Source organism: Rhodococcus sp. KRD162, assembly GCF_017168335.1.
Lineage (GTDB): Bacteria > Actinomycetota > Actinomycetes > Mycobacteriales > Mycobacteriaceae > Rhodococcoides.
Genome location: NZ_JABFAU010000005.1, coordinates 334,539 through 361,283, shown reverse-complemented (window position 1 = coordinate 361,283; position 26,745 = coordinate 334,539). Strand labels below are relative to the sequence as shown.

Genomic DNA, 26,745 nt, shown 5'->3' with positions numbered 1-26,745 from the left:
ATCGCGAACGCGTCGACGCGCAAAGTTCACCGATCGGCAACAGAAAATGCCCGGAAAAAGGCTGTGCGCAGGCGGTGTATTCGTGTTCCACTGTCACTCGTGTTCCACGCAAGCCATGCGCGGGCGCCGACTGCTTCTGGAGTGACGCATGAAGAACTCGCAACACCGCCATCGACAACTCCCGCCCACTGAGGGCCGCACCACGCACGACCAGCGTGAGACGGCCTCGGGGGCTTCTCCGCTGCGCGTGGTGCCGACGGCCCACGATGCCACGAGCGACGACGCCGTACCGGCGTGGGTCAAACGCCGTGTGCTGCTCCTCAATGCCACATTCGAACCACTGACCGCGCTTCCGATGCGCCGGGCGGTGGTTCTTCTCGTTTGTGGGAAGGCCGACGTGGTGCACGACGATCCGGAAGGGCCGTTCATCAGATCGGCCGACTTCTCGGTGCAGGTTCCGTCGGTGATTCGGCTGAGAACCTTCGTTCGGGTTCCGTATCGAGCGCGAGTGCCGATGACGCGTGCCGCCCTGATGCACCGCGATCGCTTCCGCTGCGCATACTGCGGAAGCAAGGCCGAGACGGTCGACCACGTCGTGCCGCGCAGCCGAGGCGGGGGCCACTCGTGGGAGAACTGTGTGGCGTGTTGTGCTTCGTGCAACCATCGCAAGGCGGACAAACTGCTCAGTGAGATCGGCTGGACGCTGCGGGCGCAGCTGGTGCCGCCGAAGGGGCCGCACTGGCGTCTGTTGGCGACGACCAAGGAGTTGGACCCGAGTTGGCTGGCGTATCTCGGTGAAGGTGCTGCCTGACACTCGACCGGTGTATACGGTTCGGTCACAACACCGGCCCCGACGTGGTTCGAAGCGCAATTGTCGACTAACGTCACACCCTGTGAGCATTTTGGAGACCACGCTGATATTCGGGGTGATTCCGGTTGCGGTGATCGGACTCATCGGCGCGTTGACCTACTTGACCGACAAGCAGCCCGGTATGGACGTGCCTCCGTACCGACTGACGGACGAGTGGACGCGCGAACCATTGCTGTGGAGCGCTACGGACGAGGTGACTCCCTTCGGAGGACACGGATCGCACGACGCCGACGCGGCCGATTCGATCGGAGGTGCTGCAAGTGGCAAGTGGTGAACTCGTTCGTCACGACATCGAGGAACGGGATCTGCCGTTCGGATCCGCCCTCACCGCCAGCGGCCGCGTCTCGGCTGCGCACGAGTTCGGGACCGTCAACCCCGATCACCTACCGTTCGCGACGCAGGATCTGGTTGCGCTCGACGACGCGCTGACCGAGGCGACCCGGCAGACCAAGATTCGCTTCAACATCTACATCGGTGATCTCGGCGACGATCCGTCCACCGGCGTCGAATCCGTCTTTCCCGGCACGCCCGATGCCATTCGGTCCGTCCTGATCGCCGTCGATCCCAATCGGCACGCCGTCGAGATCCGGAGCGGAAAGCGAGTGTCCAATCGCGCGACCGACCGGGTTGCGCAGCTGGGTGTCACGGCGGCACTCGGGCCGTTCCGCGACGGCAACCTCATCGACGGTCTCGTCACCTCGGTGCGGGTGATGACAGCGGCCATTCTCAGTCCCTAGGTCTTCTTGCCACACGACCGCGAACGCGGCACGGGCCGGTTGCTCGCCGAAAGGCGACGCAACCGGCCCGTGCCGTCTGTTCTGCCGAGATCAGCCGGCGTCGAACTCCCGCGCGGCAAGCGATCGAACAATTCCGGCACGGCCCTCGATCACCAGGCGTCGTAGCGCGGGTGGCAAGTCCGCGTCCAGGAACCTGTCTGCGGCCGCCAGCGACTGTTCGCTGATCGACCAGGACGGGTACAGGCCGACCACAACGGTCTGCGCGACCTCGCTGGATCGACGAGACCACACACCTTCGATGGCTTCGAAATAGCGGGCGACGTACGGCTCGAGCAACTCGGCCTGACCTGGGCCTGCGAAGCCGCCGATGATCGAGCGGGCCGTGATGTTGGGGACGGCATCGTCGTCGACGACCGTCGTCCAGGCCTGCTCCTTGACTTCAGCGCTCGGCCGGGCCGCTCGCGCGGCCGCGGCGGATCGAGCACCGGCCGCGGTGTTGTCCCGGTCGGCCTCGGCGTCGATCACCGGCGAGTCGAGCCCATCGGCGTCGATGGCACCGGCCCCCGCCAATGCGGTCACGATGCGCCACCGAAGATCGGTATCGACACCCAGACCCGACAGGGACTGACCATCGACATCGCCGTCCAGTAGTGCCCGCAACACCTCGACGTGACGATCACAGAGTTCGGTAGCGGTGAGGGCGTTGACGAACGCGAGCTGGTGATCGGAGCCTGCCTCGGCTCCCCTGGCCAATTCGAGTACTGCATCGGCGAATTCGGGGGACCCGTGCTCGGCGGCCCAGGTGGGGTCGGCATAGGAGTCGACTGCAGTCTTGGCTTGCAGCAGAAGACGTTGCACCACACCCACTTCGGTTTCGCCGCCGATGCCGCGCTGGACGAGTGCGACGAAGTCCCGGGCCTTCATTTCCGCTGAGCGGGTCATCTCCCAGGCCGCCGACCAGGCCAGGGTGCGGGGGAGCGGCTCGGCGATGTCGCCGATTCGAGAGAGCAGGGTGGCGAGCGAGTCCGGATCCAGCCGCACCGCGCAGTACGTCAGATCGTCGTCGTTGACCAACACCAGCTTGCCGCGGGAGACTCCGACCAGTGCGTCGACGGTCGTCGATTCGGCGGCATCCAGATCGAGTTCGACGCGCTCGGTGCGCACCAACTTGCCGTCGACGTCGTCGTAGATGCCCACTGCGACCCGGTGGACCCGATGCTCGCCCGCACCGGGTGCCGCTCCGGTCTGTCGAACAGCGAAGCGGGTGAACGTGCCGTCGGCGTCGACGTCGAAGTCCGGGCTCAGTGTGTTCAACCCGGTGGTGCGCAGCCACTGTGCACCCCAGTCCGAGAGATCCCGACCCGAGGACTTCTCCAGGGCCGACAGCAGATCCGAGAACGTGGCATTGGCGAAAGCGTGATCGACGAAGTAGGACCGCAACCCGGCCAGGAAGTCCTCCTTGCCGACGTAGGCCACCAACTGCTTGAGCACACTCGCGCCCTTGGCGTAGGTGATGCCGTCGAAGTTGACCTCGACCGCAGCCAGATCGGGGATGTCCGCGGCGATGGGGTGGGTCGAGGGCAGCTGGTCCTGGCGGTATGCCCAGGCCTTCTCGACGTTGGCGAACGTGGTCCATGCGTTGGTGTATTCGGTTGCCTCGGACTGGCAGAGCACCGAGGCGAACGTGGCGAAGGACTCGTTGAGCCACAGGTCGTCCCACCACGTCATCGTCACCAGGTCGCCGAACCACATGTGCGCCATCTCGTGCAGCACGGTCTCGGCACGGCGCTCGTAGGAGTACCGAGTCACCTTTGACCGGAAGACGTAATCCTCGAGGAAGGTCACCGCGCCCGCATTCTCCATGGCACCGGCGTTGAACTCGGGTACGAACAGCTGGTCGTACTTGCCGAACGCGTAGGGAGTGCCGAAGTTCTCGTGGTAGAAGCCGAAGCCCTGTTTGGTCTCGGTGAACAGCCGTTCCGCATCCATGTACTCGGCAAGCGATGCGCGGCAGTAGATTCCGAGTGGGATGGTGCCGTGGTCGTCGGTGTACGAGTCGGTCCATTCAGCATACGGACCTGCGATGAGCGCCACGAGGTAGGTGCTCATCAACGGTGTCGTGTCGAACACGTGCTCGCCTGATGCCGGTTCGGCCGCGTGTGCGGCATTGGAGATGACGGTCCAGCTTTCCGGTGCGGTGACTTTCAGATCGAAGGTTGCTTTGAGATCCGGCTGATCGAAGCAGGCGAACATGCGTTTGGCATCGGCGGTCTCGAACTGCGAGTACAGGTACACCGAGTCGTCCGACGGATCGACGAACCGGTGCAGACCCTCGCCCGTGTGCGAGTAGATGCAGTCCGCATCGATCACCAGCTCGTTGTGCTCGGCCAGGTTCTCGAGCGCGATGCCCGTCGACTCGTCGTAACTCGTGGTGTCCAGGTCCGTCCCGTTGAGGGTTGCGGAACGGATCGTGCGCGCAACGATGTCCACGTACGTCGACGCTCCGGCCGTGGCCGAGAACGTGATGGTGGTGAGCGAGCGGAATACCTTCTCGCCGGGATTGCCCTGGCCGTCGGTGAGATCGAGAACGATCGCGTACTTCGTTTCCCCGATGATCGCCGAACGTTCGGAGGCTTGGTCACGCGTCAGGTTGGGAGCAACCACTTCTGTCGACACCTCTTCGTGTAGTTATGGGTAGTGCCCTCCATCCCATCACGTCACGAGTAGCCGGCGCTGGCCGACAGACGTCGCGGAATGTCTGTGCGGTGGGAGGTTGTTGTGCATGAAGATAGGTTGACCTCGACTTGCAAGGAGAGCACTGTGGCCGGTTCAGGACAGAAAGACACCGCCGATTTTTGGTTCGACCCACTGTGCCCGTGGTGCTGGATCACCTCACGGTGGATTCTCGAAGTGGAGCAGGTACGCGACATCGACGTGAACTTCCACGTCATGAGCCTCGCCGTGCTCAACGAGGGCCGCGATCTGCCCGAGGAATACGCCGAGATGATGAAGAAGGCATGGGGCCCGGTGCGCGTGGCCATCGCCGCCGCCAAACTGAAGGGCGACGAGATTCTCCCACCGCTGTACACGGCAATGGGAACGCGAATCCACAACGAGGGCAACAAGGATTTCGAAGTCGTGATCAAGGAGTCCCTGGCCGAGCTGGACCTGCCGGCGGATCTCGCCGACGCGGCAGGCAGCACCGACCACGACGAGGAATTGCGCACCAGCCATCACGCCGGAATGGACAAGGTCGGCCCCGATGTCGGTACCCCGACCATCCACGTCAACGGCGTCGCGTTCTTCGGTCCGGTGCTCTCGCGCATCCCACGGGGTGAGGAAGCAGGCAAGCTCTGGGACGCATCGGTGACCTTCGCGTCGTACCCACACTTCTTCGAGCTCAAGCGCTCGCGGGACGAGGATCCGCAGTTCGACTGATCGCGCCACCTCCCCGCGTGCACGGAAATTCATAGCAGGGTGCACGGAAATTCATAGCAGGAGAAGAACTTTCGTGCACGCGGGGTCAGGCCACGATTCGGTCCGATGCGTCCTCGGTGCCGAAAACACGGTGCTTTCCGGCGTGGAAGCGCTGCGCCGACCATGCCGCCGCGGCTGCGTCGAGAAAATCGTCCACGGCCGGTCCCGGCGGTAGGTCCGCCAGGTCGACGTTCTCGCTCCACCGCCCGAGCGTGGCCAGTCGCTGCCCGATGCCGCGGCCGGATTTCTTCGATGCGTAGTCGGTCGCAGGCGACATCGCGCGAAACGAGCATTCCGGATGCACCTCGACGTACGTGTCCACGTCGACATGCGCCTCCCGCCAGGCACGTACTGCGGGCAGGATGTGCCAGGTCTGTTTGCTGATCGCCTTGCCGGTGATCTCGCGGGAAATCGAGCACGCCTGCTCGTAAGTCGAAGCCTCGAGCACATCGACGACGGGGGTGTGGAAGATCGAGCTGCGAGCCGGTCCGAGAAACTTCTTCGCCTCGAGTTCGCTGACTCGGTAGCCCTCGGTGGGCAGGGACAGCGGCATGTCGACGCCGACTCGCGCGCACTCTCGGGTGAGATCGATCACGTCCGGCACCGAGGAGCAGGCAGTCCACGTCAGTGTCGTGCCATCGAAGATCGCGAGGACCCACGCACCCTTCGCGCCGTCCACGCCGGCGAATTTCTCGGCTCCGGAGTTCACCTGTCAGACTCTAGGCATGCGCGTATACCTGGGTGCTGACCACGCCGGCCTCGAGTTCAAGAATCAGATCATCGAACACCTGACAGCGACCGGGCACGAGCCCGTCGACTGCGGTGCCTTCGACTACGACCCCGTTGACGACTATCCGGCCTTCTGCATCGACGCAGCCCGTCGCGTCGTTGCCGACCCGGGCAGTCGCGGCCTGGTGCTCGGTGGTTCCGGAAACGGCGAGCAGATCGCTGCGAACAAGGTCACAGGCGCTCGCTGCGCACTCGCGTGGAGCGTCGAGACCGCCAAGCTGGCCCGCGAGCACAACGACGCACAGCTCATCGGTCTCGGTGGCCGCATGCACACACTGCCCGAGGCCCTCGCCATCGTCGACGCGTTTCTCGATACTCCGTTCTCGGGAGAAGAGCGCCACCAGCGACGCATCGACATCCTGTCCGAGTACGAGCGCACCGGCGAGGCACCCGAGGTGCCGGGAAAGCCTGCATAGGTGCCAGAAGGCCACACCCTGCACCGACTCGCCAGGGTGCATCAACGTCGATTCGGCGGGGCACCGGTGGCCGCGAGCAGCCCTCAGGGGCGGTTCACCTCCGGTGCTGCGCTGATCGACGGGCTCGTGCTCGAGAAGGCCGAGGCTTGGGGCAAGCATCTGTTGCACCGCTACGAGTCCGATCTGATCGTGCACATTCACCTCGGCCTCTACGGGAAGTTCACCGAACAGGCCGTGCCACTGAACGAGCCGGTGGGTGCCGTCCGGCTGCGCATGGTGGGGGAGAAGTACGGTGTCGATCTGCGCGGCCCCACCGCCTGTGAGATCTACACCGAAGAGCAGGTCGACGCCCTGGTGGCGCGCTTGGGGCCGGACCCGCTGCGTAAGGACGCCGACCCGAACAGGGCGTGGGCGCGAATCTCGGCATCACGCACCTCCATCGGCACGTTGCTGATGGATCAGAAGGTGCTCGCCGGCGTCGGAAACGTCTACCGCGCCGAGATTCTGTTCCGCCACGAGATCAACCCGATGCGACCGGGCAAGGACCTCGATCGAGCCGAGTGGGACGCAATCTGGTTCGACCTCGTCGAGCTGATGAAGATCGGTGTTCGACGCGGCCGCATCATCACCATCCGGCCCGGGGACGATCACGGCGATACGTACGCCGCGGGCAGGCCCCGGTCCTACGTCTACCGCAGGCAGGGGTTCCCGTGCCGGGTGTGCGGCACCGAAATCCTGCACTCGACGATGCAGGTGCGAAACCTGTTCTGGTGCCCGGTCTGTCAGGCCACCTGAACAGTGTCAGAACAAGTCTCCGAAGCCGCCGTCGCCGAACAAGCCGTCACCGCCCCCGTCGTCGATCGAACCGTAGTCCGAGTCGCCGCCCAGGTCGTTGCCCTCGTCGCCCATGCCGCCGTCCTCGGCTCCTGCGTCGCCGCCCGCTGCGGTGTCGTCCGGAACCCCGGCCATGCCGGAGAACATCGCCGAGAACAGGAACATCGAACCCATTCCCCATGCGCCTGCGACCAGGGCCGGACGCCACCACGGCTCGGAGTACCAGCCGGCGGGAACCGGACGGCCCGCTACGCGGCCACCCGGGTAGTAGTTCGGGGTGCGTTCGGACGGATCGGGTGACGCCGCGACCTCACGGCCCTCGAAGTCGACCGTGCGATCCTCGGTGACTCGACCTGCCTGCTGCTGGCCGTCGATGCCCTGGACCTCGGGGCCTGGATCCATGCCCATCGCCAGGCGTGCAGCGCGAATGTAGTAGAGCCCCTCGAGGGCCGTCTGCTTGGCCAGTCGGGCCTGTTCGGGGGTCGTGGCCTGGTCGATTTGCGAACCGGCCGCGATATTGCGCTCGGAAGCGTCGGCCAATGCCTGTTTCGAGGGCGTGTCGGTGCCGATCAGGTTGTAGACCTGGCCGCCGAGACGTTCGATCGACTGGCGGGCATCGGCCTTGGCGTCGGCCAGAGCGGTTTCGGCGGCTGCAGCCGAGTTCTTCTTGCTTCGCACCACCAGCAGTGCCACTGCGGCGATGACGATGACGATCAGGACTATTTCCACTTCGGGCCTTCCGCCGACGGTGCATGTCCAGTTCGGACAATTCGGACTCGTATTTCAGGATACGCGGACACGAAAAAGCCCCGCACTGACAGTGCGGGGCTTTTCGATGGAGCCGATGACGAGAATCGAACTCGCGTAGCCTGTTTGGAAGACAGGGGCTCTACCATTGAGCTACATCGGCGTGCAAACAACAGTCTTGGGATCGCCAGTTCCGTCGCCTGCGTTTCAAGACTGTACCCAACGCCGCTGCCGGATTCCAAACCGGCCCGCCGCGCCAGGTCCGGCCGAACGCCATCGGTGGGGCGCCCATCAGGGTCTACTATCGGTTGCTGTTCAATGGTGTCCGTACGACGGGGTGTGGCGCAGCTTGGTAGCGCATCCGCTTTGGGAGCGGAGGGTCGCAGGTTCAATTCCTGTCACCCCGACAAATGAGGTCCGTAGAGACGGTTCGCCGTGATTCGCGGCGAGCGAGGCGAGACCGTAAGCCAGCACGATCAGCAAGCAAGAATCACCACAAAGGAGCATGTCCCGTGAAGAGCACCGTCGAGCAGCTGAGCCCGACGCGAGTCCGTATCAACGTTGAGGTGCCCTTCGAGGAGCTCAAGCCTGATTTCGACCGCGCATACAAGGCTTTGGCTCAGCAGATCCGCCTGCCAGGATTCCGTCCGGGGAAGGCTCCGGCCAAGCTGCTCGAAGCACGCGTCGGTCGCGGTGCCGTACTGGAGCAGGTCGTCAACGACGCTCTTCCCTCCCGCTACTCCGAGGCCGTGACCAACGAGAACGTCAAGGTCATCGGCCAGCCCGAGATCGAGATCACCAAGATCGAGGACGGAACCGAGCTCACGTTCACCGCCGAGGTCGATGTGCGCCCCGAGATCGAACTGCCGGACTACTCGACCATCAGCGTCGTCGTCGACCCGATCGAGATCAGCGACGAGGCCGTGGACGAGCAGTTGCAATCGCTGCGCCAGCGGTTCGGCACCCTCACCGGCGTCGACCGTCCCGTCCAGGACGGTGACTTCGTCTCGATCGATCTCTCGGCCACCGTCGACGGCGAGAACGTCGAAGAAGCCACTGCGAGCGGGCTGTCCCACGAGGTCGGCTCAGGACAGCTCATCGACGGTCTGGACGACGCCATCATCGGTGTCTCGGCAGACGAGTCGAAGGAGTTCACCTCGACGCTGGTAGCCGGTGAGTACTCGGGCAAGGAAGCCGTCGTCACGGTCAAGGTCGTCTCGGTCAAGGAGCGCGAGCTTCCCGAGGCCGACGACGAGTTCGCCCAGCTGGCGAGCGAGTTCGACACCTTCGACGAGCTGCTGGAGGACCTGAAGGCTCGCGTCGAGCGAGGCAAGAAGGTCGAGCAGGCCGGTCAAATTCGCGACAAGGTGCTCGAGACCCTGCTCGACACGATCGAGATTCCGGCCCCCGAGGCCGTCGTCAAGGCCGAGGTCGACTCCCAGGTGCACGAGGCCATCCACGGCCTCGATCACAACGAGGAGGCTCTCGCCGAGCTGCTCGAGTCGCAGGGTTCGAGTCGCGAGGAGTTCGACAAGGACGTCAAGGAGGGGGCCGAGAAGTCGGTCCGTACCCAGCTTCTTCTCGACGCGATCGCCGAGGCCGAGAACACGCAGGTCGGCCAGGAAGAGCTCACCGAGCGGATCATCTTCCAGGCGCAGCGCTACGGCATGCCGCCCGAGCAGTTCATCCAGCAGGTGCAGCAGGCCAACCAGCTCGGTGCTGTGTTCGCCGATGTCAAGCGCGGTAAGGCCTTGGCCTCGGTTGTCGAGCGCGTCACCGTCACCGACACGACCGGCGCGAGCGTCGATACCGCGGAGCTGTTCGGCAGCCCCGCCGATGCTCCCGGCGAGGTCGAAGCGGCCGATTCATCCGAGGGCGAACAAGAGAAGTAACGCTGACAGCGAACGACGGCGGTTCCGGGACTCCGGAGCCGCCGTCTTTCGTTAGTGTCTGTGTCAGGAATCAACGATTTGTTATGGAAAAGGCAGGTACCGTGACTGTTCAGAATCCGGCGGCTTCGCACGAGCAGAGTCCCGTCATGACTTCGGCTGCATCAGGGCTGAATCTCAGCGACTCCGTGTACGAGCGTCTGCTTCAAAACCGCATCATTTTCCTCGGTACCCAGGTCGACGACGATATCGCGAACAAGTTGTGCGCCCAGATCCTGCTGCTCTCGGCCGAGGATCCCACCCGCGACATCGCGCTGTACATCAACTCGCCCGGTGGCTCCGTCACCGCGGGCATGGCCATTTTCGACACCATGGAATTCGCAGAGTGCGATATCGCGACCTACGGCATGGGGCTGGCCGCCTCGATGGGGCAGTTCCTGCTGTCCGCCGGTGCCAAGGGCAAGCGCTACGCGCTTCCGCACGCGCGGATCATGATGCATCAGCCTTCGGCCGGTATCGGCGGCAGTGCGTCCGATATCGCCATCATGGCCGAGCAGTTCGCCCACACCAAGCGCGAGATGGCCGAGCTCATCGCTCTGCACACCGGCCAGACCGTCGAGCAGATCACCGAGGACTCCGACCGCGACCGATGGTTCACCGCGCAGGCGGCCAAGGAATACGGGTTCGTTGACCACGTCGTCTCCCGCGCGCGGCAGGCCGGTGGACTCGGCGAGTAGTTCGGCCGTTACCGGCGACCTCGATCCCTCACATCTTGGAGAAACGATGACAAACCTGTTCGATCCCAACCAGTTGCCGTCCTCGCGGTACATCCTCCCGTCCTTCGTCGAGCACTCCAGCTACGGCGTCAAGGAGTCGAACCCGTACAACAAGCTGTTCGAGGAGCGCATCATCTTCCTCGGCGTCCAGGTCGACGACGCGTCCGCCAACGACATCATGGCCCAGCTGTTGGTGCTCGAGGGCCTCGATCCCGACCGGGACATCACGATGTACATCAACTCGCCCGGCGGTTCGTTCACCTCGCTGATGGCGATCTACGACACGATGCAGTACGTCCGCGCCGACGTCGCGACCGTCTGCCTCGGCCAGGCGGCCTCGGCAGCTGCGGTTCTGCTCGCAGCCGGAACCCCCGGCAAGCGCGCCGCTCTGCCCAACGCTCGGGTGCTGATTCACCAGCCGTCCAGCGGCGGAATCCAAGGCCAGGTCTCCGACCTCGAAATCCAGGCTGCCGAGATCGAGCGCATGCGGCGACTGATGGAGACCACCCTCGGTCGGCACACCGGAAAGGATCCCGACGTCATCCGCAAGGACACCGATCGCGACAAGATCCTGACCGCTGAGCAGGCCAAGGAATACGGCATCATCGATACCGTGTTCGAGTACCGCAAGCTCTCTGCACAGAGCTAGCAGAGCGAGCACCACCGGTCGGACCGGTACGGTCCGGCAGAGGATTCTCGGCGCCGGGCGCGAGTGAGATACTCCGCCCGGCGGTCGCGATTTACCAGCCGATCACCGAGATCGACGAAATCGGGTGGCGAATCACCGGAAACAACCCGCCCATGTTCGGCGAACACGGGTAGCGTCGCACCCAAGAACTCGGGCGATCGATCTCGGCGTGACGAAAGCCGGGAACAAGCCCCACCGCGGACTCGGCACAATCCGACCGCGTGGGTCGTACGCGGACAAGGAAGTAGGAACCTCCGAATGGCACGCATCGGTGACGGTGGCGATCTGCTGAAGTGCTCGTTCTGCGGCAAGAGCCAGAAGCAGGTCAAGAAACTCATTGCTGGACCAGGGGTGTACATCTGCGATGAGTGCATCGACCTGTGCAACGAGATCATCGAGGAGGAGTTGGCCGAGTCGAGCGAAGTGAAGCTCGACGATCTGCCCAAGCCCTCCGAGATCAAGGACTTTCTCGAGAATTACGTGATCGGCCAGGACGCTGCCAAGCGCACGCTCGCCGTCGCGGTGTACAACCACTACAAGCGCATCCAAGCTGGTGACAAGGCCCGCGATGTGCGAGGCGAATCCGTCGAATTGGCGAAGTCGAACATCCTGATGCTCGGCCCGACGGGCTGCGGTAAGACGTACCTGGCGCAGACGCTGGCCAAGATGCTCAACGTCCCGTTCGCCATTGCCGATGCCACCGCACTCACCGAGGCCGGCTACGTGGGCGAGGATGTCGAGAACATTCTGCTCAAGCTGATCCAGGCGGCGGACTACGACGTCAAGCGGGCCGAGACGGGCATCATCTACATCGACGAGGTCGACAAGATCGCCCGCAAGAGCGAGAATCCGTCGATCACGCGCGATGTGTCCGGTGAAGGCGTGCAGCAGGCGTTGCTGAAGATTCTGGAAGGAACCCAGGCCAGCGTGCCGCCGCAGGGTGGACGCAAGCATCCGCATCAGGAGTTCATTCAGATCGACACCACCAACGTGCTCTTCATCGTCGCCGGTGCTTTCGCGGGCCTCGAGAAGATCGTCTCCGATCGCGTTGGAAAGCGCGGACTCGGCTTCGGTGCCGAGGTTCGTTCCAAGGCCGAGATCGACACGCAGGATCACTTCGCCGAGGTGATGCCGGAGGATCTGATCAAGTTCGGTCTGATTCCCGAGTTCATCGGTCGGTTGCCGATGATCGCCTCGGTGACGAATCTGGACAAGGAATCGCTCGTGACGATTTTGTCCGAGCCGAAGAACGCGCTCGTCAAGCAGTACCGGCGCTTGTTCGACATGGACGGCGTGGAGCTCGAGTTCACCTCCGAGGCGCTGGAAGCGATCGCCGATCAGGCAATTCTCCGCGGGACCGGTGCGCGTGGACTTCGGGCCATCATGGAAGAAGTTCTGTTGCCGGTGATGTATGACATCCCCAGCCGCGACGATGTCGAAAAGGTGGTGGTCACGGCAGAAACGGTGAACGACAACGTGCTGCCGACCATCGTGCCGCGCAAGCCGGAACGTCCCGAACGCCGAGACAAGTCCGCCTGACGAACATCCTGTTCCACGAACGAGCCCCGATCATCGAGACGATGATCGGGGCTCGTTGTCGCGGGGCCAGGTGGTTCGCGATGTCCGATAGGCAATGGATCCCGCCGGTCAGCTGAGGCGCTCGAACACCGCCGCCAGTCCCTGCCCGCCGCCGATGCACATCGTCTCGAGTCCGTAGCGGACCTCGCGGCGTTCCATCTCGCGCAGCAAGGTGGTGAGAATTCGAGCTCCGGTAGCGCCTACGGGGTGCCCCAGCGAGATTCCGGAACCATGTGGGTTCAACCGCGGGTCGTCGGCGTCGATGCCCCAGGTTCTGGTGACGGCGAGGGCTTGAGCTGCGAACGCCTCGTTGAGCTCGATGATCCCCATATCGTCGAGACCGAGTCCGAGGCGTCCGAGCGCTTTCTCGCTGGCAGGCACAGGACCAATGCCCATGGTGCGCGGGGCCACTCCGGCCACCCCCCAGCCGGCGAGGCGGGCCAGTGGCCGAAGGCCAAGGGCTGCAGCCTTTTCCGGGGTGGTGACAACGGCGAGTGCGGCTCCGTCGTTCTGCCCGCTGGCGTTTCCTGCCGTGACCGTCGACTCGGGATCGATGGCGGCGCGGATCGGCTTCAAACCGGCCAAGGACTCCATGGTGGTTTCTGCGCGGGGGTGCTCATCGGTGGTCACGAGCACGGGATCCGATTTACGTTGGGGGACAGATACTCCCACGATCTCCTCGGCGAACACGCCGCTGTTCTGTGCGGCGACCGCCCGTCGGTGCGATTGCACGGCCAACGCGTCCTGATCGGCGCGGCTGATGGAGAATTCCGCCCGCAGGTTCTCGGCAGTTTCGATCATGCCGCCGGGTACGGGAAAGTTCTTGCCGCCCGCGGTCACTCGCGCACGGGCAAGCCGATCGGACAGCGCCACCGCCTCGGCTTTGACGCCCCATCGCATGCCGGTGGCGTAGAACTCGGTTTGGCTCATGCTCTCCACGCCGCCCGCCAGAACCAGGTCGTTGCCGCCCGACTGCACCTGCATGCACGCCTGGAGCACCGCTTGCAATCCGGAGCCACAGCGCCGATCGACCTGCATACCGGGGACATCGATTCCCAGGTGCGCATCGAGCGCGGCAATACGGCCGATTGCAGGCGCGTCGCCGTTGGGAGACGCTTGTCCCAGTATCACGTCGTCGATATCTGCACCGGAAATGCCGGTGCGAGCAACGAGTTCGGCGATGACCGTGGCGGCCAGAGTCTGGGCGGAGATATCGCGAAACTGGCCGCCGAAGCGGCCGACCGGGGTGCGAAGTGGTTCACAGATCACTGCATCAGGCATGGGGGGTTCCTCGTGTGTCGTTGAGTCCGGTGCTCACCCGGAGCAGGTCGGTTTCGATGGCGCGGATGGCGTCGAGCAGGGCAGGAAGAAGTTCGCTGCGGACGGCGTCGGCAGAATGCCGCGCGGCCTGAGTGGAGACGTTCGCCGCGGCGACGACCGCCCCGTTGCCGTCGTGGATGGGTGCAGCGATCGACCGCAGGCCCTCTTCGAGTTCTTGATCGACCAGGCAGAAGCCCTCGGCGCGTACGCGATCGAGCTCGCGGTCGAGCTCCTGGGCCGAGGTGATCGTTCTCCCGGTGAGCGGAGTCAGCTGCACTCGGGCGAGGTATGCGGTGCGTTCCTGGGCCGGTAGCCCGGCCAGAAGCACCCGCCCCATCGAGGTCGCGAACGCGGGGAATCGGGTGCCGATGTTGATTCCGACGGTCATGATGCGGCTCACGGGGACTCGGGCGACATACACGACATCGTCACCGTCGAGTATTGAGACCGAGGACGATTCTCGTACCCGTTCGGCCAGTGCCTCCAGGTGTGGCCCCGAGACTTCCGGGAGGGTCAGGCTCGACAGGTAGCTGTAGCCCAGTTCGAGTACGCGCGGGGTGAGCCAGAACATCGCACCATCGGTACGGACGTAGCCGAGCTCGACGAGCGTGAGGAGAAACCGTCGGGCTGTGGCACGGGTGAGGTCGGTTGCCCTCGCGACATCGGAGAGTGTTCGACGCGGATGCTCGGCGTCGAAAGCTCGAATCACCGCGAGGCCGCGGCCGAGCGACTGAACGTAGTCCGAGGAAGGCGGCGGCGCGTTCTCGGCATTCACGAGGTGCCCGCCTCGGCCTCGGTAGCAGACGAGGCTTCGGTGATCGCGGAGTTCGCGAGGGCGAAGGCACTGTTGCTGTTCGGAACTCCGGCGTACACCGCGGTGTGCAGAAACACCTCGGCCAGTTCTCCAGGTGGCACTCCTGCGCGTAGGGCAGCGCGGATATGCATATCGAGCTCGTGCTCATTACCCACCGCCGTCAGAATCGCCAGCGTCAGCAGTCTGCGCGTCTTGTGGTCGAGCCCGGGGCGGTTCCAGACATCGCCCCACGCGGTGCGGGTGATGAAGTCCTGGAACGGTGCGGTGAATTCAGTCCGCGCCAAGATGCTGCGGTCGACGTGGGCATCGCCGAGAACGCTGCGCCGCACCGCCATACCGACATCGTGCGCAGCGGCGCGGCCCGTGGTGTACGAGTTCGATCCGATGTGTGCGGCGATCGCGGCAGTGACCGGCCCCGCCTGCTCGACGTTGGCCAGGTGCGCGGCCGGGTCCAGTATTCGGAACGTCGATCCGGCGACACCGTCGGCGATGATCTTCAGGTCGGTGGGGGTCGTTGCGGGATCCTGTAGCCCGGCGAGGACGAGGGTGGGTGCGCTGATTCGTCCGAGGTCCGCCCGGGAGTCCCAGCCCGCCAACGCCTCACAACACGATGCGTAGCCCTCGTCGGGGGTGTCGACGATCATCGTGCGATACCGATCGACGAGATCGGTATCGCGAGCGAGTAGTTCCGCGGTGAACCAGCGTGTGAGGGCGGCATCGGCCAAGGATTCGGTTCCCGACGCACGCACGCCTGCTGCGCGGTCGATCCATTGCGCCGGGTCCCCGAACTTCGTCGAGGTGCACAGCAGTGTCAGTGTCTGCACGCGCTCCGGACGATGGATGGCGATCCACTGCGAGATGGCACCGCCGATCGAGAGCCCGACCAGGTGCACACGTTCCAGATCGAGCGAGTCCAGCAGCGCCAGAACGTCTTCGGCGAGCTCGGCCATCGAGTACGGACCTGCTGGAACAGGTGACTGCCCGTGGCCACGGAGATCGACCGCGAGTACGTGCACGGAGGCAGAGAGCGGACCGATCTGCGGGTTCCACATCGATCGATCGGAACCGAGGGAACCGATCAGCACGACGGTGTCCGCGTCGGCGCGCGGTCCTGGGACGTGTTCATGAGCCAGTGCAACGGTCATCAAGACCCCTTCGAGTCGGTGGGGTGTTCGGTCTCGGGTGTCAGCTGGGCGAGGATGCGGTCGACCAGTTCGGGGGCGTGGCCCAGATATCCAGCCGGATCGAGCAATTCACGAACCGTCGACGGCGTGAGAAATTCGGTGATGGCAGCGTCGGTGTCCAACGGTTCCTGTGCTGCGCACCGAGCAGTCACGATGTCCCGAGCCCGCTCGGTGTGCGGTGCCAAAGCGGCTGTGACCCGTTCGGCGAGCAGTGCGCCGTCGGTGGCTCCGAGATTGCGGGCCATGTTCTCCGGATGTACGTGCAGTCCATCGAGGCTGGTGGCAATCCGGTGTGCGGCACCGCCGGTGAGGCGCAGCAGGTCGGTGACGGTCTCCCATTCGGCGTGCCAGGCGCCCGCAGCGCGTTGATGTTCGTGATTCATGTTCGAGAGCACGGTCGACACTGCGCCCGGCACACGGCGGGTCGCAGCACGGGCGGTGATGGCGGCCACCGGATTGCGTTTGTGTGGCATCGCGGAGGAGCCCCCGGGCGCATCCTCGGACACCTCACCCAGCTCGGTGGACGACATCGACACGATGTCCCCGGCGATCTTGCCGATCGATCCGGCGGCCGTACCCAACGCGCAGGCGATGTCGGCGATGGCTGTGCGCTCGGTGTGCCAGGGGGCGAGCTGCGGTGCCAACTCCAATTCTGCGGCCAGTGCCGTGGCAATGGTGATCCCGTGGGGAAACGCCGCCGCGAGAGTGCCTGCGGCACCGCCGTACTGCACCTCCAACGCAGCTCGCACCGCTGCCAGGCGCGTGCGTGCGCGGTACAAACCCAATGCCCAGTTCGCGGCGACGAGGCCGAAGGTGGTCGGCAGTGCCTGCTGGCCGAGAGTGCGTGCCGCCATGGGGGTGGTGCGATGGGTCGCGGCGAGATCGCGTGCGGCGCGGCACGCGCCGTCCAGCGTGGCTTCGATCTCTCCGAGTGCACCGCGCGATACGACGATCAGCGCCGTGTCCATGATGTCCTGGCTGGTGGCACCGGGATGTACTGCACTGGAGGGAACCCCGGATGCGGCCACGGCATCGCGAAGCAGCTGCACCAGCGCAATGACGGGATTTCCGCCTGCGGCCGCTGCGTTCCCGAGGCGAGTGATGTCCAGGTTCTCACCGAGTTCTGCGGCGGCAGCGGTGATGATGTCGGCGTCGCCGACCGTCACCAGTCCGGCCGAAGCCGCGGCCCGCGAGAGGGCTGCTTCGACGTCGAGCATCGCTGTCACCCAGGCGCGGTCACCGACCATCGGCGCGATGACATCGCTGCCGAACGTCGGGTCGAACAGTGCACCTCGCTCGGATGTCATTGCCCTCCTTCGAGAATCGATTGTCACAGTTCGAAGAACGGGGTCTCGTCGCCGTGCGGGTCGGTGTTCTGCAGCACGATATCGAGGTGATAACCACCCTCGACCGACCGTGCAACGAGTCTGGCACGCCTGTGCTCGGGCAAGGCGGACAACACCGGATCGACCGCGTTGGCCTCGGCCTCGTCGGGGAAGTACACCCGGGTCACGACGCGCTCGAGCATTCCGCGGGCGAAGATGCCGACGTCGATGTGCGGAGCCTCCACGGCACCGTTCTCGGCGGGCAGTGGTCCTGGCTTGATCGTCGTGATGGACATCGTCCCGGTCTCGTCGGCGAACGTACGCCCGAATCCGCGAAAGCCCTCGGTGCGTGGCACCACCGCGCCCCGAGGGTCGTCGGGATGATCGAACCGACCGTCCGCGTCGGCCTGCCAGGTCTCGATCATGGCATCGGCCATGGGGGTTCGCGATCCGTCTATCAGGGTGAACGTCACGGTGACGGCACCCTCGGTGCCGGGAGGTACCACGTTCTCGCCGTCGGGCCAGAGCAAGCCGATGTGCACGTACGGCCCCACCGTCTGGGACGGGGTCTGCCCGAACGAGGCGGTGGTGAAATCGGCTCCGGTCATCACTGCGTAGCGCGGCGCGAACTCTGGATCAGTCATCGTGCTCGTCTTCCTCGAAGGGGGTGGCGTCGCGGCCGCGCAGCACGATGTCGAACCTGTAGCCCAGAGCCCAGTTTTCCTGTGTGGCTTCGTAATCGAAGGCACTGATCATGCGAGCGCGAGCGTCCTCGGGTGCAGAGTTGTAGATCGGATCCTGGAAGAACATCGGATCGTCCGGAAAGTACATCTGGGTCACCAGGCGTTGGGTGAATGCCTGGCCGAACAACGAGAAATGAATGTGGGCTGGACGCCACGCGTTGTGATGGTTGCCCCAGGGGTACACACCCGGCTTGATCGTGGTGAAGCGGTATCCACCGTGCTTGTCGGTCAGTACCCGCCCCACTCCGTCGAAATGCGGATCGAGCGGCGCAGGCCAGCGGTCTCCCGAGTGTCGATAGCGTCCGCCCGCGTTCGCCTGCCATACCTCGACGAGCGTGTGGGGCACTGCCTTGCCGTCGCTGTCGAGTACGCGACCGTGCACGATGATGCGTTGCCCTTGTGCTTCACCGCCGTTCGCGAGAGTCAGGTCTGCGTCGGCAGCGGTGACCCTGCCCTCGCCCAAGACCGGCCCGGTGATCTCGGTGAGCCGCTGGGGGAGCAGCGTCAACGGCTGTGCCGGGTGGCGCAGCGTGGTGGTGCGGTACTCGGTGAAATCTCGTGGGGCATTGATGCCGGATTGATCGCGATAGTCGGGTGGCAGATGAAGCATCGAAGGTTCCTCACGATCGTGGTGATCTACGCGATGGTCACCGTAGCTGAAGTGTTCGCATAGTGGCAAGGTGTTCATATATCGCACAAAGTCGGGTAGCGTGGATCGCATGTTGGACAAAGTCGTGGCCAGCGCCACCGAAGCGGTAGCAGATATTCCAGACGGATCCTCGATCGCCGTCGGCGGATTCGGCTTGGTGGGAGTGCCGGAGATCTTGATCGATGCTGTGCTGGCGCAGGGGGCCACCGATCTCGAAACCATCAGCAACAATTGTGGAACCGATGGATTCGGACTGGGAGTTCTTCTGACGCAGCACCGAATTCGCCGAACAATCAGTTCGTACGTGGGCTCGAACAAGGAATTCGCCCGGCAGTACCTCTCCGGCGAACTGGAGGTCGAGCTCACTCCCCAAGGCACGCTCGCCGAGCGATTGCGAGCCGGCGGTGCCGGGATTCCCGCCTTCTTCACACCCGCGGGCGTCGGAACACAAGTTGCGGACGGTGGACTGCCGCTGCGCTACGACGGAAGTGGCGGGATCGCCCTGGCCAGTCCGGCGAAAGAAACCCGCGAGTTCGACGGTGTCACCTATGTGCTCGAGCGGGGAATCGTCGCCGATTACGCGCTGGTGCATGCGTGGAAGGGCGACAGGCACGGAAATCTGGTGTTCCACGCCAGTGCACGGAACTTCAATCCACCCGCAGCAGAGTCGGGGCGCATCACGATCGCCCAGGTCGAGAACCTGGTCGAGCCAGGGGAGATCGGGCCGGACGAGGTGCACACCCCCGGAATCCATGTCCAACGGGTGGTACACGTCGGGCCCGTCGAGGTCGGCATCGAGCAGAGGACGGTACGAGCATGACCGAGAAGATGACCCGTGAACAGATGGCCGCGCGAGTGGCACAGGAACTCGGTGACGGACAGTACGTGAACCTGGGCATCGGTATGCCGACGCTCGTGCCGAACTACATCCCCACCGATATTTCGGTGATCCTGCATTCGGAGAACGGAGTGCTCGGCGTCGGCCCTTACCCCACCGAGGACGAACTCGACCCCGAGATCATCAACGCGGGCAAAGAAACCATCACGGTACTTCCCGGTGCCTCGTACTTCGATTCGGCGGCGTCGTTCGGAATGATCCGAGGTGGCCGGGTGGACGTCGCGGTATTGGGGGCGATGCAGGTCAGCGCCACTGGCGACCTCGCGAACTGGATGATCCCAGGGCACATGGTCAAGGGTATGGGCGGCGCGATGGATCTTGTACACGGAGCGCGGCGCGTGATCGTGATGATGGAGCACCTCTCACGCAAGGGCGAGCCGAAGATCCTCGAACAGTGCACCCTTCCCCTCACCGGAAAGGGCTGCGTACACAGGATCATCTCGGACATGGCCGTGCTCGATGTGACCGAGAAGGGCCTACGCCTCGTCGAGACCGCGCCCGGCGTGTCCGTCGACGAGGTCCTCACTGCGACTGCCGCCGAAATCCTCGTCGATTCGGTCGTCTGAGACCAGGACGCGGTCGGAACGTGAGTAGATGTTCATCGACCGACCGCGTAGGAATCCGATCACTGTCAGACCCGATTCCGACGCGAGGTCCACGGCCAGTGAGGACGGAGCCGAGACCGCCGCGAGAATCGGGATTCCCGCCATCACGGCCTTCTGAGCCAGCTCGAACGAGGCCCGGCCGCTGACCATCAGCACCGTGCCGGTGGCAGGAATGCGGTCATGGGTCACGGCCCAGCCGACGACCTTGTCGACGGCATTGTGGCGTCCGACATCCTCACGCAGAACCAGCATCTCACCGTCGGCGGTGAACAGAGCGGCGGCGTGCAAGCCCCCAGTGGCATCGAAGACCTTCTGAGCTGCGCGCAACGAGTCGGGTAGCCCGGTGAGCGTCCGCGATGTGACGACCACGGGGTCGGACGCGGGGGAGTGCTTGGTACGCAGTCGAATTGCCTCCAGAGATCCCTTGCCACACACTCCGCACGACGAGGTCGTGTAGAAATTGCGTTCGACGCCCGTCTCCGGTGGCGAGACACCCTCGGCCAGGGTGATGTCGAGGACGTTGTACGTGTTGGCACCCTCGTCGTCGACTCCATCGCAGTAGCGGGCCGCGGCGATGTCGGACCCCGCCGAGATCACCCCTTCGGTCAGCAGGAAGCCGTGAGCGAGTTCGACGTCGTGGCCCGGGGTTCGCATGGTCACCGCCAGCGCCTTACCGTCGACCCGCAATTCCAGTGGCTCTTCCACCACCAAGGTGTCCGGCCGCTCGACGCGGTGCTCGCCGCGTAGCCGGACCACCGGCCTGCGAGCTGTGATCCGTCCCATCAGTACCGGCCGTTCTCGGAACGCGCTGCGTAGTTCATCCTTCGATTGTGGACCTCGGTGTCATCGGTCCGTCGACTCGGTAGCCATGGCATGTACCAACGACACCATCCGCGGGTGATCGACCAGATCGTCGACCAGCACCCGCTTGCCGTCGGCATCGGCCAACGGAACCTTCCAGTTACCGTATTGGGTCTCGTCGGTACCCGGTTGGTTCTGGATTCGGTGTTCGCCGACTGCGTCGACGAGCGCGACACCGATCAGCAGTGATGGACTGCGCTGCACCAGGCGATGAAGGGCTTCGACCGTGTCCTGTCCGTCCGCATCGGCGGCGAGCAACCCGCGCTCGCGCGCCAGATCGAGAACGGCCTCCCGTTGGACCGCGTCGATCTCCTTCTCGGCGTCGAGATCGCGTTCGAGGAGTCCGAGACGTGAGCGCAGCTCGATGTGTTCACCAGCGAGGTACCCGGCGGTCGGTGGTAGATCGTGCGTGGTCACCGACGTCAGGCACAGGCGGCGGTACTGCTCGGGCGGAATCGGACCTGAATCGTCGGCCTCGAACCACAGAATCGAGGTCCCGAGGATTCCGCGTTCGGTGAGATACTCCTGCACCCTCGGTTCGAAAACCCCGAGATCCTCACCGACCACGACCGCCCCAGCCCGTTCGGCCTCCAACGCGAGGATGCCGATGAGAGCCTCGTGGTCGTACTCGACATATGTTCCGCCGCCAGCGTTGTCGGCCTGTTGCGGAATCCACCACAGGCGGAACAAGCCGAGAATGTGGTCCACTCGGATGCCGCCGGCGTGACGGAGGATCGTCCTGAGCATGTCGCGGTAGGGGATGTACGCCAGTTCTCGGAGGCGATCGGGGTCCCACGGCGGCTGATTCCAGTTCTGACCCTGCTGATTGAAGTTGTCCGGCGGGGCACCGACGGTGACGCCCGAGGCGAGTACATCGCCGAGCGCCCAGGCGTCGGCCCCGCCGCGGGCCACGCCCACCGCGAGGTCGTGCATGACCCCGATGTCCATCCCGGCATCGAGTGCGGCGCGCTGCGCAGCGGCCAACTGTTCGTCACAGATCCACTGCAGCCACATGTGGAAATCGATGCGCTCGGCGAGCTTCGTGCGTTGTTCGATCACGAAATCGGTGCGCGGATGGGCGGCCCGATCCGTCCATGCCGAATCGTGCGGGCCGAACTTCTCGGCCAGCGCACTCCATACCGCGAAATCACGCAAGCCGGAGCCCTCGCGCTCGATGAACGCCCGGTAGGAGGATTCCCGCGCCGGGCTGCGTTCGACCTTGTGAACGCGTTCGAGGGCGCGAAGTTTCGCTGTGAACGTGGCGTCGCGTTTGAGCTTGTCGGTGCGCTTGTTCGCCTTGTCGAACCGCCGCGCAGCGCTGCGCACCTTGCCGAACTGTTCCTGCGAGAGCATGGCCGCCTCGCGAATGTTCTCCACCCGGATGTAGAGCGAATTGAAGAATCGTCGAGTGGTCGGCAGATAGGGCGAGGCCTCGACCGGGGTGGTCGGTCGGTCGGCGTGCAATGGATTGACCAGGAGGTAGTCGAATCCGTGCACGCGACCGGCGATATCGGACAGATCCTCCAGGTCGCCGAGATCGCCGATTCCCCACGATCGTTGCGATCGCACCGAGTACAGCTGCGTCAGCAGTCCGGTTCGTTGCCGATCAGCCAGTTCGGCATTGGGCGACAACGACTTCGGCGTGACCACAACCACAGCGTCGGATGTACGGACCGTGTCGTCCTCGCTGATCGTCGTCGCGGTCAGACTGTGCCAGCCGAGCGGCGCGTCGGCGGGAACGACGAACGTGGCCCTACCGATCAGCCGGCCGTCGACCTCACGCGGATCGAACCAGACGTCGGCCTGGGGCACCTCGATGGGCTCGCCCTCCTCGGAGACCATCGACACCTCCACCGGATTGCCGTGCGGCACATGCACCCACACCGAGGTATCGGTGCCCTGGGTGGCCACCACCACCGGAGGCAGCAGCCGCCGCCACGGGGCATCGTCGATATCGGCCAGCGCTCGTTCGACGTCCTCGGTCGACTCGGTGGCGTAGCCCCGCGCAGCGAGGACCTGCTGCAGGGTCTCGTCGCTCACGGTGTGTTCGGCGTCGTCCCAGCCCCGATACGAGGTCGAGGTGCCGAGGCGCCGGGCGAGTGATCGAAGTGCGTGCGAGTAATCCACAGCCGAGTAGTCCACAGCGTCGATCGTGCCAGTTCGCGGCACTTGCGTCATCCGGGCGGTCCGGTCGTTCATCGGGCGTTCGCCGGTGGGACTCGCGTGCCGAGTTGCAAGGATTGAAACCGTGTCGGCTGGGTAGTCTGGACCGGCAAACGATTGAACACTGCGTGGCGACGATGGGAAGTGCGGATGGCTGGGGTCAGCAAGATCGAAGAACTGGAGCGAGGTTCCGGTGCACCGGTCGAGCTGAGGGTGCGCGCCGAGGCGGACCAGTTGCCGGTGGTTCGCGCCGTTGCCGAAACTCTCGTGGTGCTCAGCGACTTCACGCTCGACGACATCGCCGATGTGAAACTGGTGGTCGACGAAGTGTGTTCGCAGTTGATCAAGGGTTCGGTGTCCGACGCCGAACTCTCGTGCACGTTCGAGGTGGGCGAATCCGGCATCCGAATCGTCGTGGCTTCGGTTCTGGCTGCTCAGTCCGTACCGAAGAAGGACAGCTTCGGCTGGCACGTGTTGCAGACCTTGACCGACGCCATCGAGTTGCGCGCCGCTGACGCCGTCGAAGGCGATGCCGGTCGCGCCGTGGCGATCGACGTGATCAAGCGGAGGAGCAAGGTCTAGTGCCGGTGCACGAACGAAGCACACGGCGAGAATCAGACGATTACAGCGACGTTGTTGCACTGATCCAACAGATGCAGGCGCTCGACGAGAATTCACCGCAGCGCCGAGTATTGCGCGATCGCATCATCACCCGATGCCTTCCGCTCGCCGAACACATTGCCCGACGCTTCGGTGGTCGCGGCGAAGCCCACGAGGACCTGCTGCAGGTCTCACGACTGGGGCTGGTCAACGCCGTCGACAGATTCGACATCGAGCGCGGCTCGGATTTCGTCTCGTTCGCGGTACCGACGATCATGGGCGAGGCGCGCCGTTACTTCCGCGACGCAGGTTGGTCCGTCCGGGTGCCGCGGCGGATGAAAGAACTGAACTCGATGATCTCGCAGGCGGTGGGATCGTTGTCGCAGAAGCTGGGTCGGGCCCCGACCGCCACCGAGATCGCCGCGGAACTCGGAATAGAGGTCAAGGAAGCGTCGCAAGCCCTGCTGGCGCGCAGCGCATATCAGACGGTCTCGGTCGACTCGGTCGTGAGCGAAGATCGGCTGCCGCTGATGGACACCCTCGGTGCCGACGATCCCGAACTCGAGAAGATGGAAAGCTACCTGGCCGTGCGCCCCGCACTGGAGAAGCTGCCCGAGCGCGAGCGTCGAATAGTGGTACTTCGATTCTTCGGATCGATGACGCAGACGCAGATCGCGGAGAAGGTGGGGATCTCGCAAATGCACGTCTCGCGGATCCTGGCGCGCACTCTCGCCCAACTGCGCGAGGAGCTGGGCGAGGACTGAACTCGTGCCGCTAGGCTCGGACGATGAGCATCTACGACGACGTCGACGAGTACATCGGGGCCCGCCGAGTCACCGATCTGGCCGTCTCCCACGATTTCTCGCGTGCGGTTGTTTCCATTGCCGCACTCGATGATTCGCGCACCGAGTACCGAACGTCCCTGTGGGAGGTCGATGTCGAGGGCAGCGCACCCGCCAGGCGTCTGACGCACGGTGAGTTGGGCGAGAACGCACCGGTGTTCACCGCCTCCGGCGACCTGTTGTTCTCGCGCCGGTCGAACAAGGACGATCCGGCCCAGCTGTGGATCCTGCCGGCATCGGGCGGTGACTCGCGAGTGCTCGAGACCCGAACGGCGGGTGTGAACGGGGTCCGCACCGCTCGCGCCGGAGCGTCGATGGTGGGATTCTCCCCGGTGTTCGGCGCGTCGAGTACCGATGAGGACGACGACGCGCTGCGCACCGAACGCACGGCGAACAAGGTCGATGCGATTCTGCACACCGGCGTTCCGGTGCGTTTCTGGGATCACGACCTGGGCCCTGCAACCCCTCATCTGTTCGCCGGATCGGCAGCGGATCCGACCGGGCTGCGTGATCTGACCGAGGGTGCGGCCGGAGCGTTGCACGAGGCGAAGTTCGATGTCAGTAGTGACGGCTCGTTCGTCGTGTCGACCTGGGCGGTGCCCGGCGCGTTGGCGACCGTGCGAACCGTGCTGGTGCGCATCGACACCGAGTCGGGTGAGCGGACCACGATCGTCGACGACGTCTCTGCGGATCTGAGCGCGCCCGCCATCTCGCCCGACGGTTCCGCCGTTGTCTTCGTCCGTGAGTCGCTGAGCACCCCCGAGGATGCGCCTCGAATGACGCTGCAGCGATACGACTTCGAGGACTCCTCGGTGTCCGATCTCGCGGACGGTTGGGATCGATGGCCGATGGACCCGGTGTGGCTGCCGGATGGATCAGGGGTACTGGTCACCGCGGACGAGGACGGCCGCTCACCGATCTTCGTTCTCCGTGACGGGGCGCAGCCGCAGCGGCTGACGCACACCGACGACGCATACACCCACGTTCACGTGTCCTCGGTCGGCACGCGGGTGCTCGCTCTCGCCGCGTCGTATCTGGCGGCGCCGCATCCGGTGTCGATCGAGATGTCGGACGGCAGCGTCACCGCACTCGACACCGGGATAGACCAAGCCCCGGTGCCCGGCACCCTCACCGAGGTCGACACCGTCGTGTCGGACGGTTCCCGGGTGCGCGGTTGGCTGGCGCTGCCGGACGGTGCGTCCGAGCTCTCGCCTGCGCCACTGCTGCTGTGGGTGCACGGTGGTCCGCTCGGTTCGTGGAACAGCTGGTCGTGGCGGTGGAATCCGTGGCTGATGGTTGCTCGTGGGTACGCGGTGCTCCTGCCGGATCCTGCGTTGTCCACCGGGTACGGCCAGGATTTCGTGCAGCGGGGATGGGGAGCGTGGGGCAAGGCACCGTTCACCGATCTGATGGCGTTGACCGACGTCACCGCCGCACGGTCGGACATCGACGACACCCGCACCGCTGCGATGGGCGGATCGTTCGGTGGGTACATGGCGAACTGGATCGCCGGTCACACCGACCGGTTCGACGCCATCGTCACTCACGCGAGCTTGTGGGCGCTCGATCAGTTCGGCCCGACGACCGATGCGCCGTGGTACTGGGCGCGAGAGATGTCTCCCGAGATGGCGGTCGAGAACTCTCCGCACCTGTTCGTTGCGGACATCTCGACACCGATGCTGGTCATTCACGGAGACAAGGACTATCGCGTACCGATCGGCGAGGGTCTCCGTCTGTGGTACGAGCTGCTCAGCGAGTCGGGTCTGCCCGCGGACGACGAGGGCAACACCGAACATCGCTTTCTGTACTTTCCCGGGGAGAACCACTGGATACTGAGTCCTCAGCACGCAAAGGTCTGGTACGAGGTCGTGCTCGCGTTTCTGGCCGAGCACGTGCTGGGTGAGAGCGCATCGATGCCGCGAATCCTCGGCCACTAGAA

The 26,745-nt window shown here is 64.7% G+C and carries 26 protein-coding genes and 2 tRNA genes; 16 read left to right on the top strand and 12 right to left on the bottom strand.

Features of this window, described 5'->3' with window-relative positions; genetic code table 11:
• The first annotated feature begins 148 nt into the window (after window positions 1–148).
• The 3 genes from J1M87_RS10135 (at window position 149) to J1M87_RS10125 (ending at window position 1,608) form a co-directional block, all read left to right on the top strand.
• On the top strand, window positions 149–811 hold the full coding sequence (locus J1M87_RS10135; protein ID WP_206489407.1) for an HNH endonuclease: 663 nt from the start codon (window positions 149–151) through the stop codon (window positions 809–811).
• 82 nt (window positions 812–893) lie between these two features.
• Window positions 894–1,145, top strand: a complete 252-nt coding sequence (locus J1M87_RS10130) for a hypothetical protein (RefSeq protein WP_206489406.1) — start codon at window positions 894–896, stop codon at window positions 1,143–1,145.
• Window positions 1,132–1,608, top strand: coding sequence for a DUF5130 family protein (locus J1M87_RS10125; protein WP_206489405.1), 477 nt, complete (start codon window positions 1,132–1,134; stop codon window positions 1,606–1,608). The genes J1M87_RS10130 and J1M87_RS10125 overlap by 14 nt, the downstream gene beginning before the upstream one ends.
• Window positions 1,609–1,698: 90 nt before the next feature.
• Here J1M87_RS10125 and pepN read toward each other — a convergent pair whose 3' ends face one another.
• The gene (gene pepN, locus J1M87_RS10120) at window positions 1,699–4,272 is read right to left on the bottom strand and encodes an aminopeptidase N (protein WP_206489404.1); all 2,574 of its coding nucleotides are present in this window, start codon (window positions 4,270–4,272) and stop codon (window positions 1,699–1,701) included.
• A gap of 90 nt (window positions 4,273–4,362) precedes the next feature.
• Between pepN and J1M87_RS10115 the strand changes: the two genes are divergently transcribed.
• Window positions 4,363–5,046 (top strand): DsbA family protein, encoded by a 684-nt coding sequence (locus tag J1M87_RS10115; RefSeq protein WP_241256633.1) that lies wholly within the window; start codon window positions 4,363–4,365, stop codon window positions 5,044–5,046.
• An 85-nt stretch (window positions 5,047–5,131) separates the two neighbouring features.
• Here the strand turns inward: J1M87_RS10115 and J1M87_RS10110 are convergent, their stop codons facing one another.
• Entirely contained in the window at window positions 5,132–5,794 is a 663-nt protein-coding gene (locus J1M87_RS10110) for a DUF429 domain-containing protein (RefSeq protein WP_206489402.1), read from the bottom strand.
• A gap of 16 nt (window positions 5,795–5,810) precedes the next feature.
• On the opposite strand from J1M87_RS10110, the gene J1M87_RS10105 reads away from it, so the two are divergent.
• Both J1M87_RS10105 and J1M87_RS10100 read left to right on the top strand, forming a co-directional pair.
• On the top strand, window positions 5,811–6,290 hold the full coding sequence (locus J1M87_RS10105; RefSeq protein ID WP_206489401.1) for a ribose-5-phosphate isomerase: 480 nt from the start codon (window positions 5,811–5,813) through the stop codon (window positions 6,288–6,290).
• Window positions 6,291–7,085, top strand: coding sequence for an Fpg/Nei family DNA glycosylase (locus J1M87_RS10100; RefSeq protein WP_206489400.1), 795 nt, complete (start codon window positions 6,291–6,293; stop codon window positions 7,083–7,085).
• A gap of 6 nt (window positions 7,086–7,091) precedes the next feature.
• On the opposite strand, the gene J1M87_RS10095 is transcribed toward J1M87_RS10100, so the two are convergent.
• Together J1M87_RS10095 and J1M87_RS10090 are read right to left on the bottom strand one after the other, a co-directional pair.
• A complete protein-coding gene (locus J1M87_RS10095) occupies window positions 7,092–7,853 on the bottom strand; it encodes a DUF1542 domain-containing protein (RefSeq protein WP_206489399.1) in 762 nt (253 codons plus the stop codon).
• Window positions 7,854–7,960: 107 nt separating this feature from the next.
• Window positions 7,961–8,034 (bottom strand) — tRNA-Gly (locus J1M87_RS10090).
• 170 nt (window positions 8,035–8,204) lie between these two features.
• Between J1M87_RS10090 and J1M87_RS10085 the strand changes: the two genes are divergently transcribed.
• The 5 genes from J1M87_RS10085 (at window position 8,205) to clpX (ending at window position 12,763) form a co-directional block, all read left to right on the top strand.
• Window positions 8,205–8,278: transfer RNA gene (locus tag J1M87_RS10085), tRNA-Pro, on the top strand.
• Between the two features lie 105 nt (window positions 8,279–8,383).
• Window positions 8,384–9,763: a trigger factor gene (gene tig, locus J1M87_RS10080; protein WP_206489398.1), complete on the top strand. Its 1,380-nt coding sequence runs from the start codon at window positions 8,384–8,386 to the stop codon at window positions 9,761–9,763.
• An 83-nt stretch (window positions 9,764–9,846) separates the two neighbouring features.
• The gene (locus J1M87_RS10075) at window positions 9,847–10,497 is read left to right on the top strand and encodes an ATP-dependent Clp protease proteolytic subunit (protein ID WP_206489397.1); all 651 of its coding nucleotides are present in this window, start codon (window positions 9,847–9,849) and stop codon (window positions 10,495–10,497) included.
• 46 nt (window positions 10,498–10,543) lie between these two features.
• Entirely contained in the window at window positions 10,544–11,185 is a 642-nt protein-coding gene (locus J1M87_RS10070) for an ATP-dependent Clp protease proteolytic subunit (protein ID WP_206489396.1), read from the top strand.
• A gap of 297 nt (window positions 11,186–11,482) precedes the next feature.
• Window positions 11,483–12,763, top strand: a complete 1,281-nt coding sequence (gene clpX, locus J1M87_RS10065) for an ATP-dependent Clp protease ATP-binding subunit ClpX (protein ID WP_027497577.1) — start codon at window positions 11,483–11,485, stop codon at window positions 12,761–12,763.
• A 108-nt stretch (window positions 12,764–12,871) separates the two neighbouring features.
• On the opposite strand, the gene J1M87_RS10060 is transcribed toward clpX, so the two are convergent.
• Genes J1M87_RS10060 through pcaH form a run of 6 tightly spaced genes read right to left on the bottom strand, consistent with a single transcriptional unit; the run spans window position 12,872 to window position 18,798 of the window.
• A complete protein-coding gene (locus J1M87_RS10060) occupies window positions 12,872–14,083 on the bottom strand; it encodes an acetyl-CoA C-acetyltransferase (RefSeq protein ID WP_206489395.1) in 1,212 nt (403 codons plus the stop codon).
• Window positions 14,076–14,897 carry an IclR family transcriptional regulator gene (locus tag J1M87_RS10055; protein WP_206489394.1) on the bottom strand — a complete coding sequence of 274 codons (822 nt, stop codon included), beginning with the start codon at window positions 14,895–14,897 and terminating at the stop codon, window positions 14,076–14,078. Before J1M87_RS10055 ends, J1M87_RS10060 begins: the two co-directional genes overlap by 8 nt.
• On the bottom strand, window positions 14,894–16,081 hold the full coding sequence (pcaD, locus tag J1M87_RS10050; protein ID WP_206489393.1) for a 3-oxoadipate enol-lactonase: 1,188 nt from the start codon (window positions 16,079–16,081) through the stop codon (window positions 14,894–14,896). Before pcaD ends, J1M87_RS10055 begins: the two co-directional genes overlap by 4 nt.
• Complete coding sequence (pcaB, locus tag J1M87_RS10045; RefSeq protein ID WP_206489392.1) at window positions 16,081–17,427, bottom strand: 3-carboxy-cis,cis-muconate cycloisomerase; 1,347 nt, start codon at window positions 17,425–17,427, stop codon at window positions 16,081–16,083. Before pcaB ends, pcaD begins: the two co-directional genes overlap by 1 nt.
• 23 nt (window positions 17,428–17,450) lie before the next feature.
• On the bottom strand, window positions 17,451–18,089 hold the full coding sequence (pcaG, locus tag J1M87_RS10040; protein WP_206489391.1) for a protocatechuate 3,4-dioxygenase subunit alpha: 639 nt from the start codon (window positions 18,087–18,089) through the stop codon (window positions 17,451–17,453).
• Window positions 18,082–18,798 (bottom strand): protocatechuate 3,4-dioxygenase subunit beta, encoded by a 717-nt coding sequence (gene pcaH, locus J1M87_RS10035; protein ID WP_206489390.1) that lies wholly within the window; start codon window positions 18,796–18,798, stop codon window positions 18,082–18,084. The genes pcaG and pcaH overlap by 8 nt, the downstream gene beginning before the upstream one ends.
• A 109-nt stretch (window positions 18,799–18,907) precedes the next feature.
• Here pcaH and J1M87_RS10030 point away from each other — a divergent pair, with 109 nt between their 5' ends.
• Window positions 18,908–19,657: a CoA transferase subunit A gene (locus J1M87_RS10030; protein ID WP_206489389.1), complete on the top strand. Its 750-nt coding sequence runs from the start codon at window positions 18,908–18,910 to the stop codon at window positions 19,655–19,657.
• Window positions 19,654–20,301: a CoA transferase subunit B gene (locus J1M87_RS10025; protein WP_206489388.1), complete on the top strand. Its 648-nt coding sequence runs from the start codon at window positions 19,654–19,656 to the stop codon at window positions 20,299–20,301. Before J1M87_RS10030 ends, J1M87_RS10025 begins: the two co-directional genes overlap by 4 nt.
• Here J1M87_RS10025 and fdhD read toward each other — a convergent pair.
• The gene (gene fdhD / locus J1M87_RS10020) at window positions 20,212–21,123 is read right to left on the bottom strand and encodes a formate dehydrogenase accessory sulfurtransferase FdhD (RefSeq protein WP_206489387.1); all 912 of its coding nucleotides are present in this window, start codon (window positions 21,121–21,123) and stop codon (window positions 20,212–20,214) included. The two genes, J1M87_RS10025 and fdhD, sit on opposite strands and share 90 nt — an antisense overlap.
• A 60-nt stretch (window positions 21,124–21,183) precedes the next feature.
• Window positions 21,184–23,328 (bottom strand): 4-alpha-glucanotransferase, encoded by a 2,145-nt coding sequence (gene malQ, locus J1M87_RS10015; protein WP_206489641.1) that lies wholly within the window; start codon window positions 23,326–23,328, stop codon window positions 21,184–21,186.
• Window positions 23,329–23,514: 186 nt separating this feature from the next.
• Here malQ and J1M87_RS10010 point away from each other — a divergent pair, with 186 nt between their 5' ends.
• From J1M87_RS10010 to J1M87_RS10000, 3 genes are read left to right on the top strand one after another with little or no spacing between them, the layout of a single operon-like run.
• On the top strand, window positions 23,515–23,946 hold the full coding sequence (locus J1M87_RS10010; protein ID WP_206489386.1) for an ATP-binding protein: 432 nt from the start codon (window positions 23,515–23,517) through the stop codon (window positions 23,944–23,946).
• On the top strand, window positions 23,946–24,728 hold the full coding sequence (locus J1M87_RS10005; protein WP_206489385.1) for a SigB/SigF/SigG family RNA polymerase sigma factor: 783 nt from the start codon (window positions 23,946–23,948) through the stop codon (window positions 24,726–24,728). The genes J1M87_RS10010 and J1M87_RS10005 overlap by 1 nt, the downstream gene beginning before the upstream one ends.
• A gap of 23 nt (window positions 24,729–24,751) precedes the next feature.
• Entirely contained in the window at window positions 24,752–26,743 is a 1,992-nt protein-coding gene (locus tag J1M87_RS10000) for an alpha/beta fold hydrolase (protein ID WP_206489384.1), read from the top strand.
• The last annotated feature ends 2 nt before the right edge of the window (window positions 26,744–26,745 follow it).

What these genes read in the sequence shown, in the direction of transcription:
- pcaB (WP_206489392.1), bottom strand. Translation starts at nt 17,427, where the DNA reads ATGACATCCGAGCGAGGTGCACTGTTCGACCCGACGTTCGGCAGCGAT.
- J1M87_RS10075 (WP_206489397.1), top strand. Translation starts at nt 9,847, where the DNA reads ATGGAAAAGGCAGGTACCGTGACTGTTCAGAATCCGGCGGCTTCGCAC.
- fdhD (WP_206489387.1), bottom strand. Translation starts at nt 21,123, where the DNA reads ATGGGACGGATCACAGCTCGCAGGCCGGTGGTCCGGCTACGCGGCGAG.
- pcaD (WP_206489393.1), bottom strand. Translation starts at nt 16,081, where the DNA reads ATGACCGTTGCACTGGCTCATGAACACGTCCCAGGACCGCGCGCCGAC.
- J1M87_RS10070 (WP_206489396.1), top strand. Translation starts at nt 10,544, where the DNA reads ATGACAAACCTGTTCGATCCCAACCAGTTGCCGTCCTCGCGGTACATC.
- pcaH (WP_206489390.1), bottom strand. Translation starts at nt 18,798, where the DNA reads ATGCTTCATCTGCCACCCGACTATCGCGATCAATCCGGCATCAATGCC.
- pcaG (WP_206489391.1), bottom strand. Translation starts at nt 18,089, where the DNA reads ATGACTGATCCAGAGTTCGCGCCGCGCTACGCAGTGATGACCGGAGCC.
- J1M87_RS10025 (WP_206489388.1), top strand. Translation starts at nt 19,654, where the DNA reads ATGACCGAGAAGATGACCCGTGAACAGATGGCCGCGCGAGTGGCACAG.
- J1M87_RS10060 (WP_206489395.1), bottom strand. Translation starts at nt 14,083, where the DNA reads ATGCCTGATGCAGTGATCTGTGAACCACTTCGCACCCCGGTCGGCCGC.
- J1M87_RS10115 (WP_241256633.1), top strand. Translation starts at nt 4,363, where the DNA reads ATGTCTGTGCGGTGGGAGGTTGTTGTGCATGAAGATAGGTTGACCTCG.
- J1M87_RS10135 (WP_206489407.1), top strand. Translation starts at nt 149, where the DNA reads ATGAAGAACTCGCAACACCGCCATCGACAACTCCCGCCCACTGAGGGC.
- clpX (WP_027497577.1), top strand. Translation starts at nt 11,483, where the DNA reads ATGGCACGCATCGGTGACGGTGGCGATCTGCTGAAGTGCTCGTTCTGC.
- J1M87_RS10010 (WP_206489386.1), top strand. Translation starts at nt 23,515, where the DNA reads ATGGCTGGGGTCAGCAAGATCGAAGAACTGGAGCGAGGTTCCGGTGCA.
- J1M87_RS10030 (WP_206489389.1), top strand. Translation starts at nt 18,908, where the DNA reads ATGTTGGACAAAGTCGTGGCCAGCGCCACCGAAGCGGTAGCAGATATT.
- J1M87_RS10000 (WP_206489384.1), top strand. Translation starts at nt 24,752, where the DNA reads ATGAGCATCTACGACGACGTCGACGAGTACATCGGGGCCCGCCGAGTC.
- J1M87_RS10105 (WP_206489401.1), top strand. Translation starts at nt 5,811, where the DNA reads ATGCGCGTATACCTGGGTGCTGACCACGCCGGCCTCGAGTTCAAGAAT.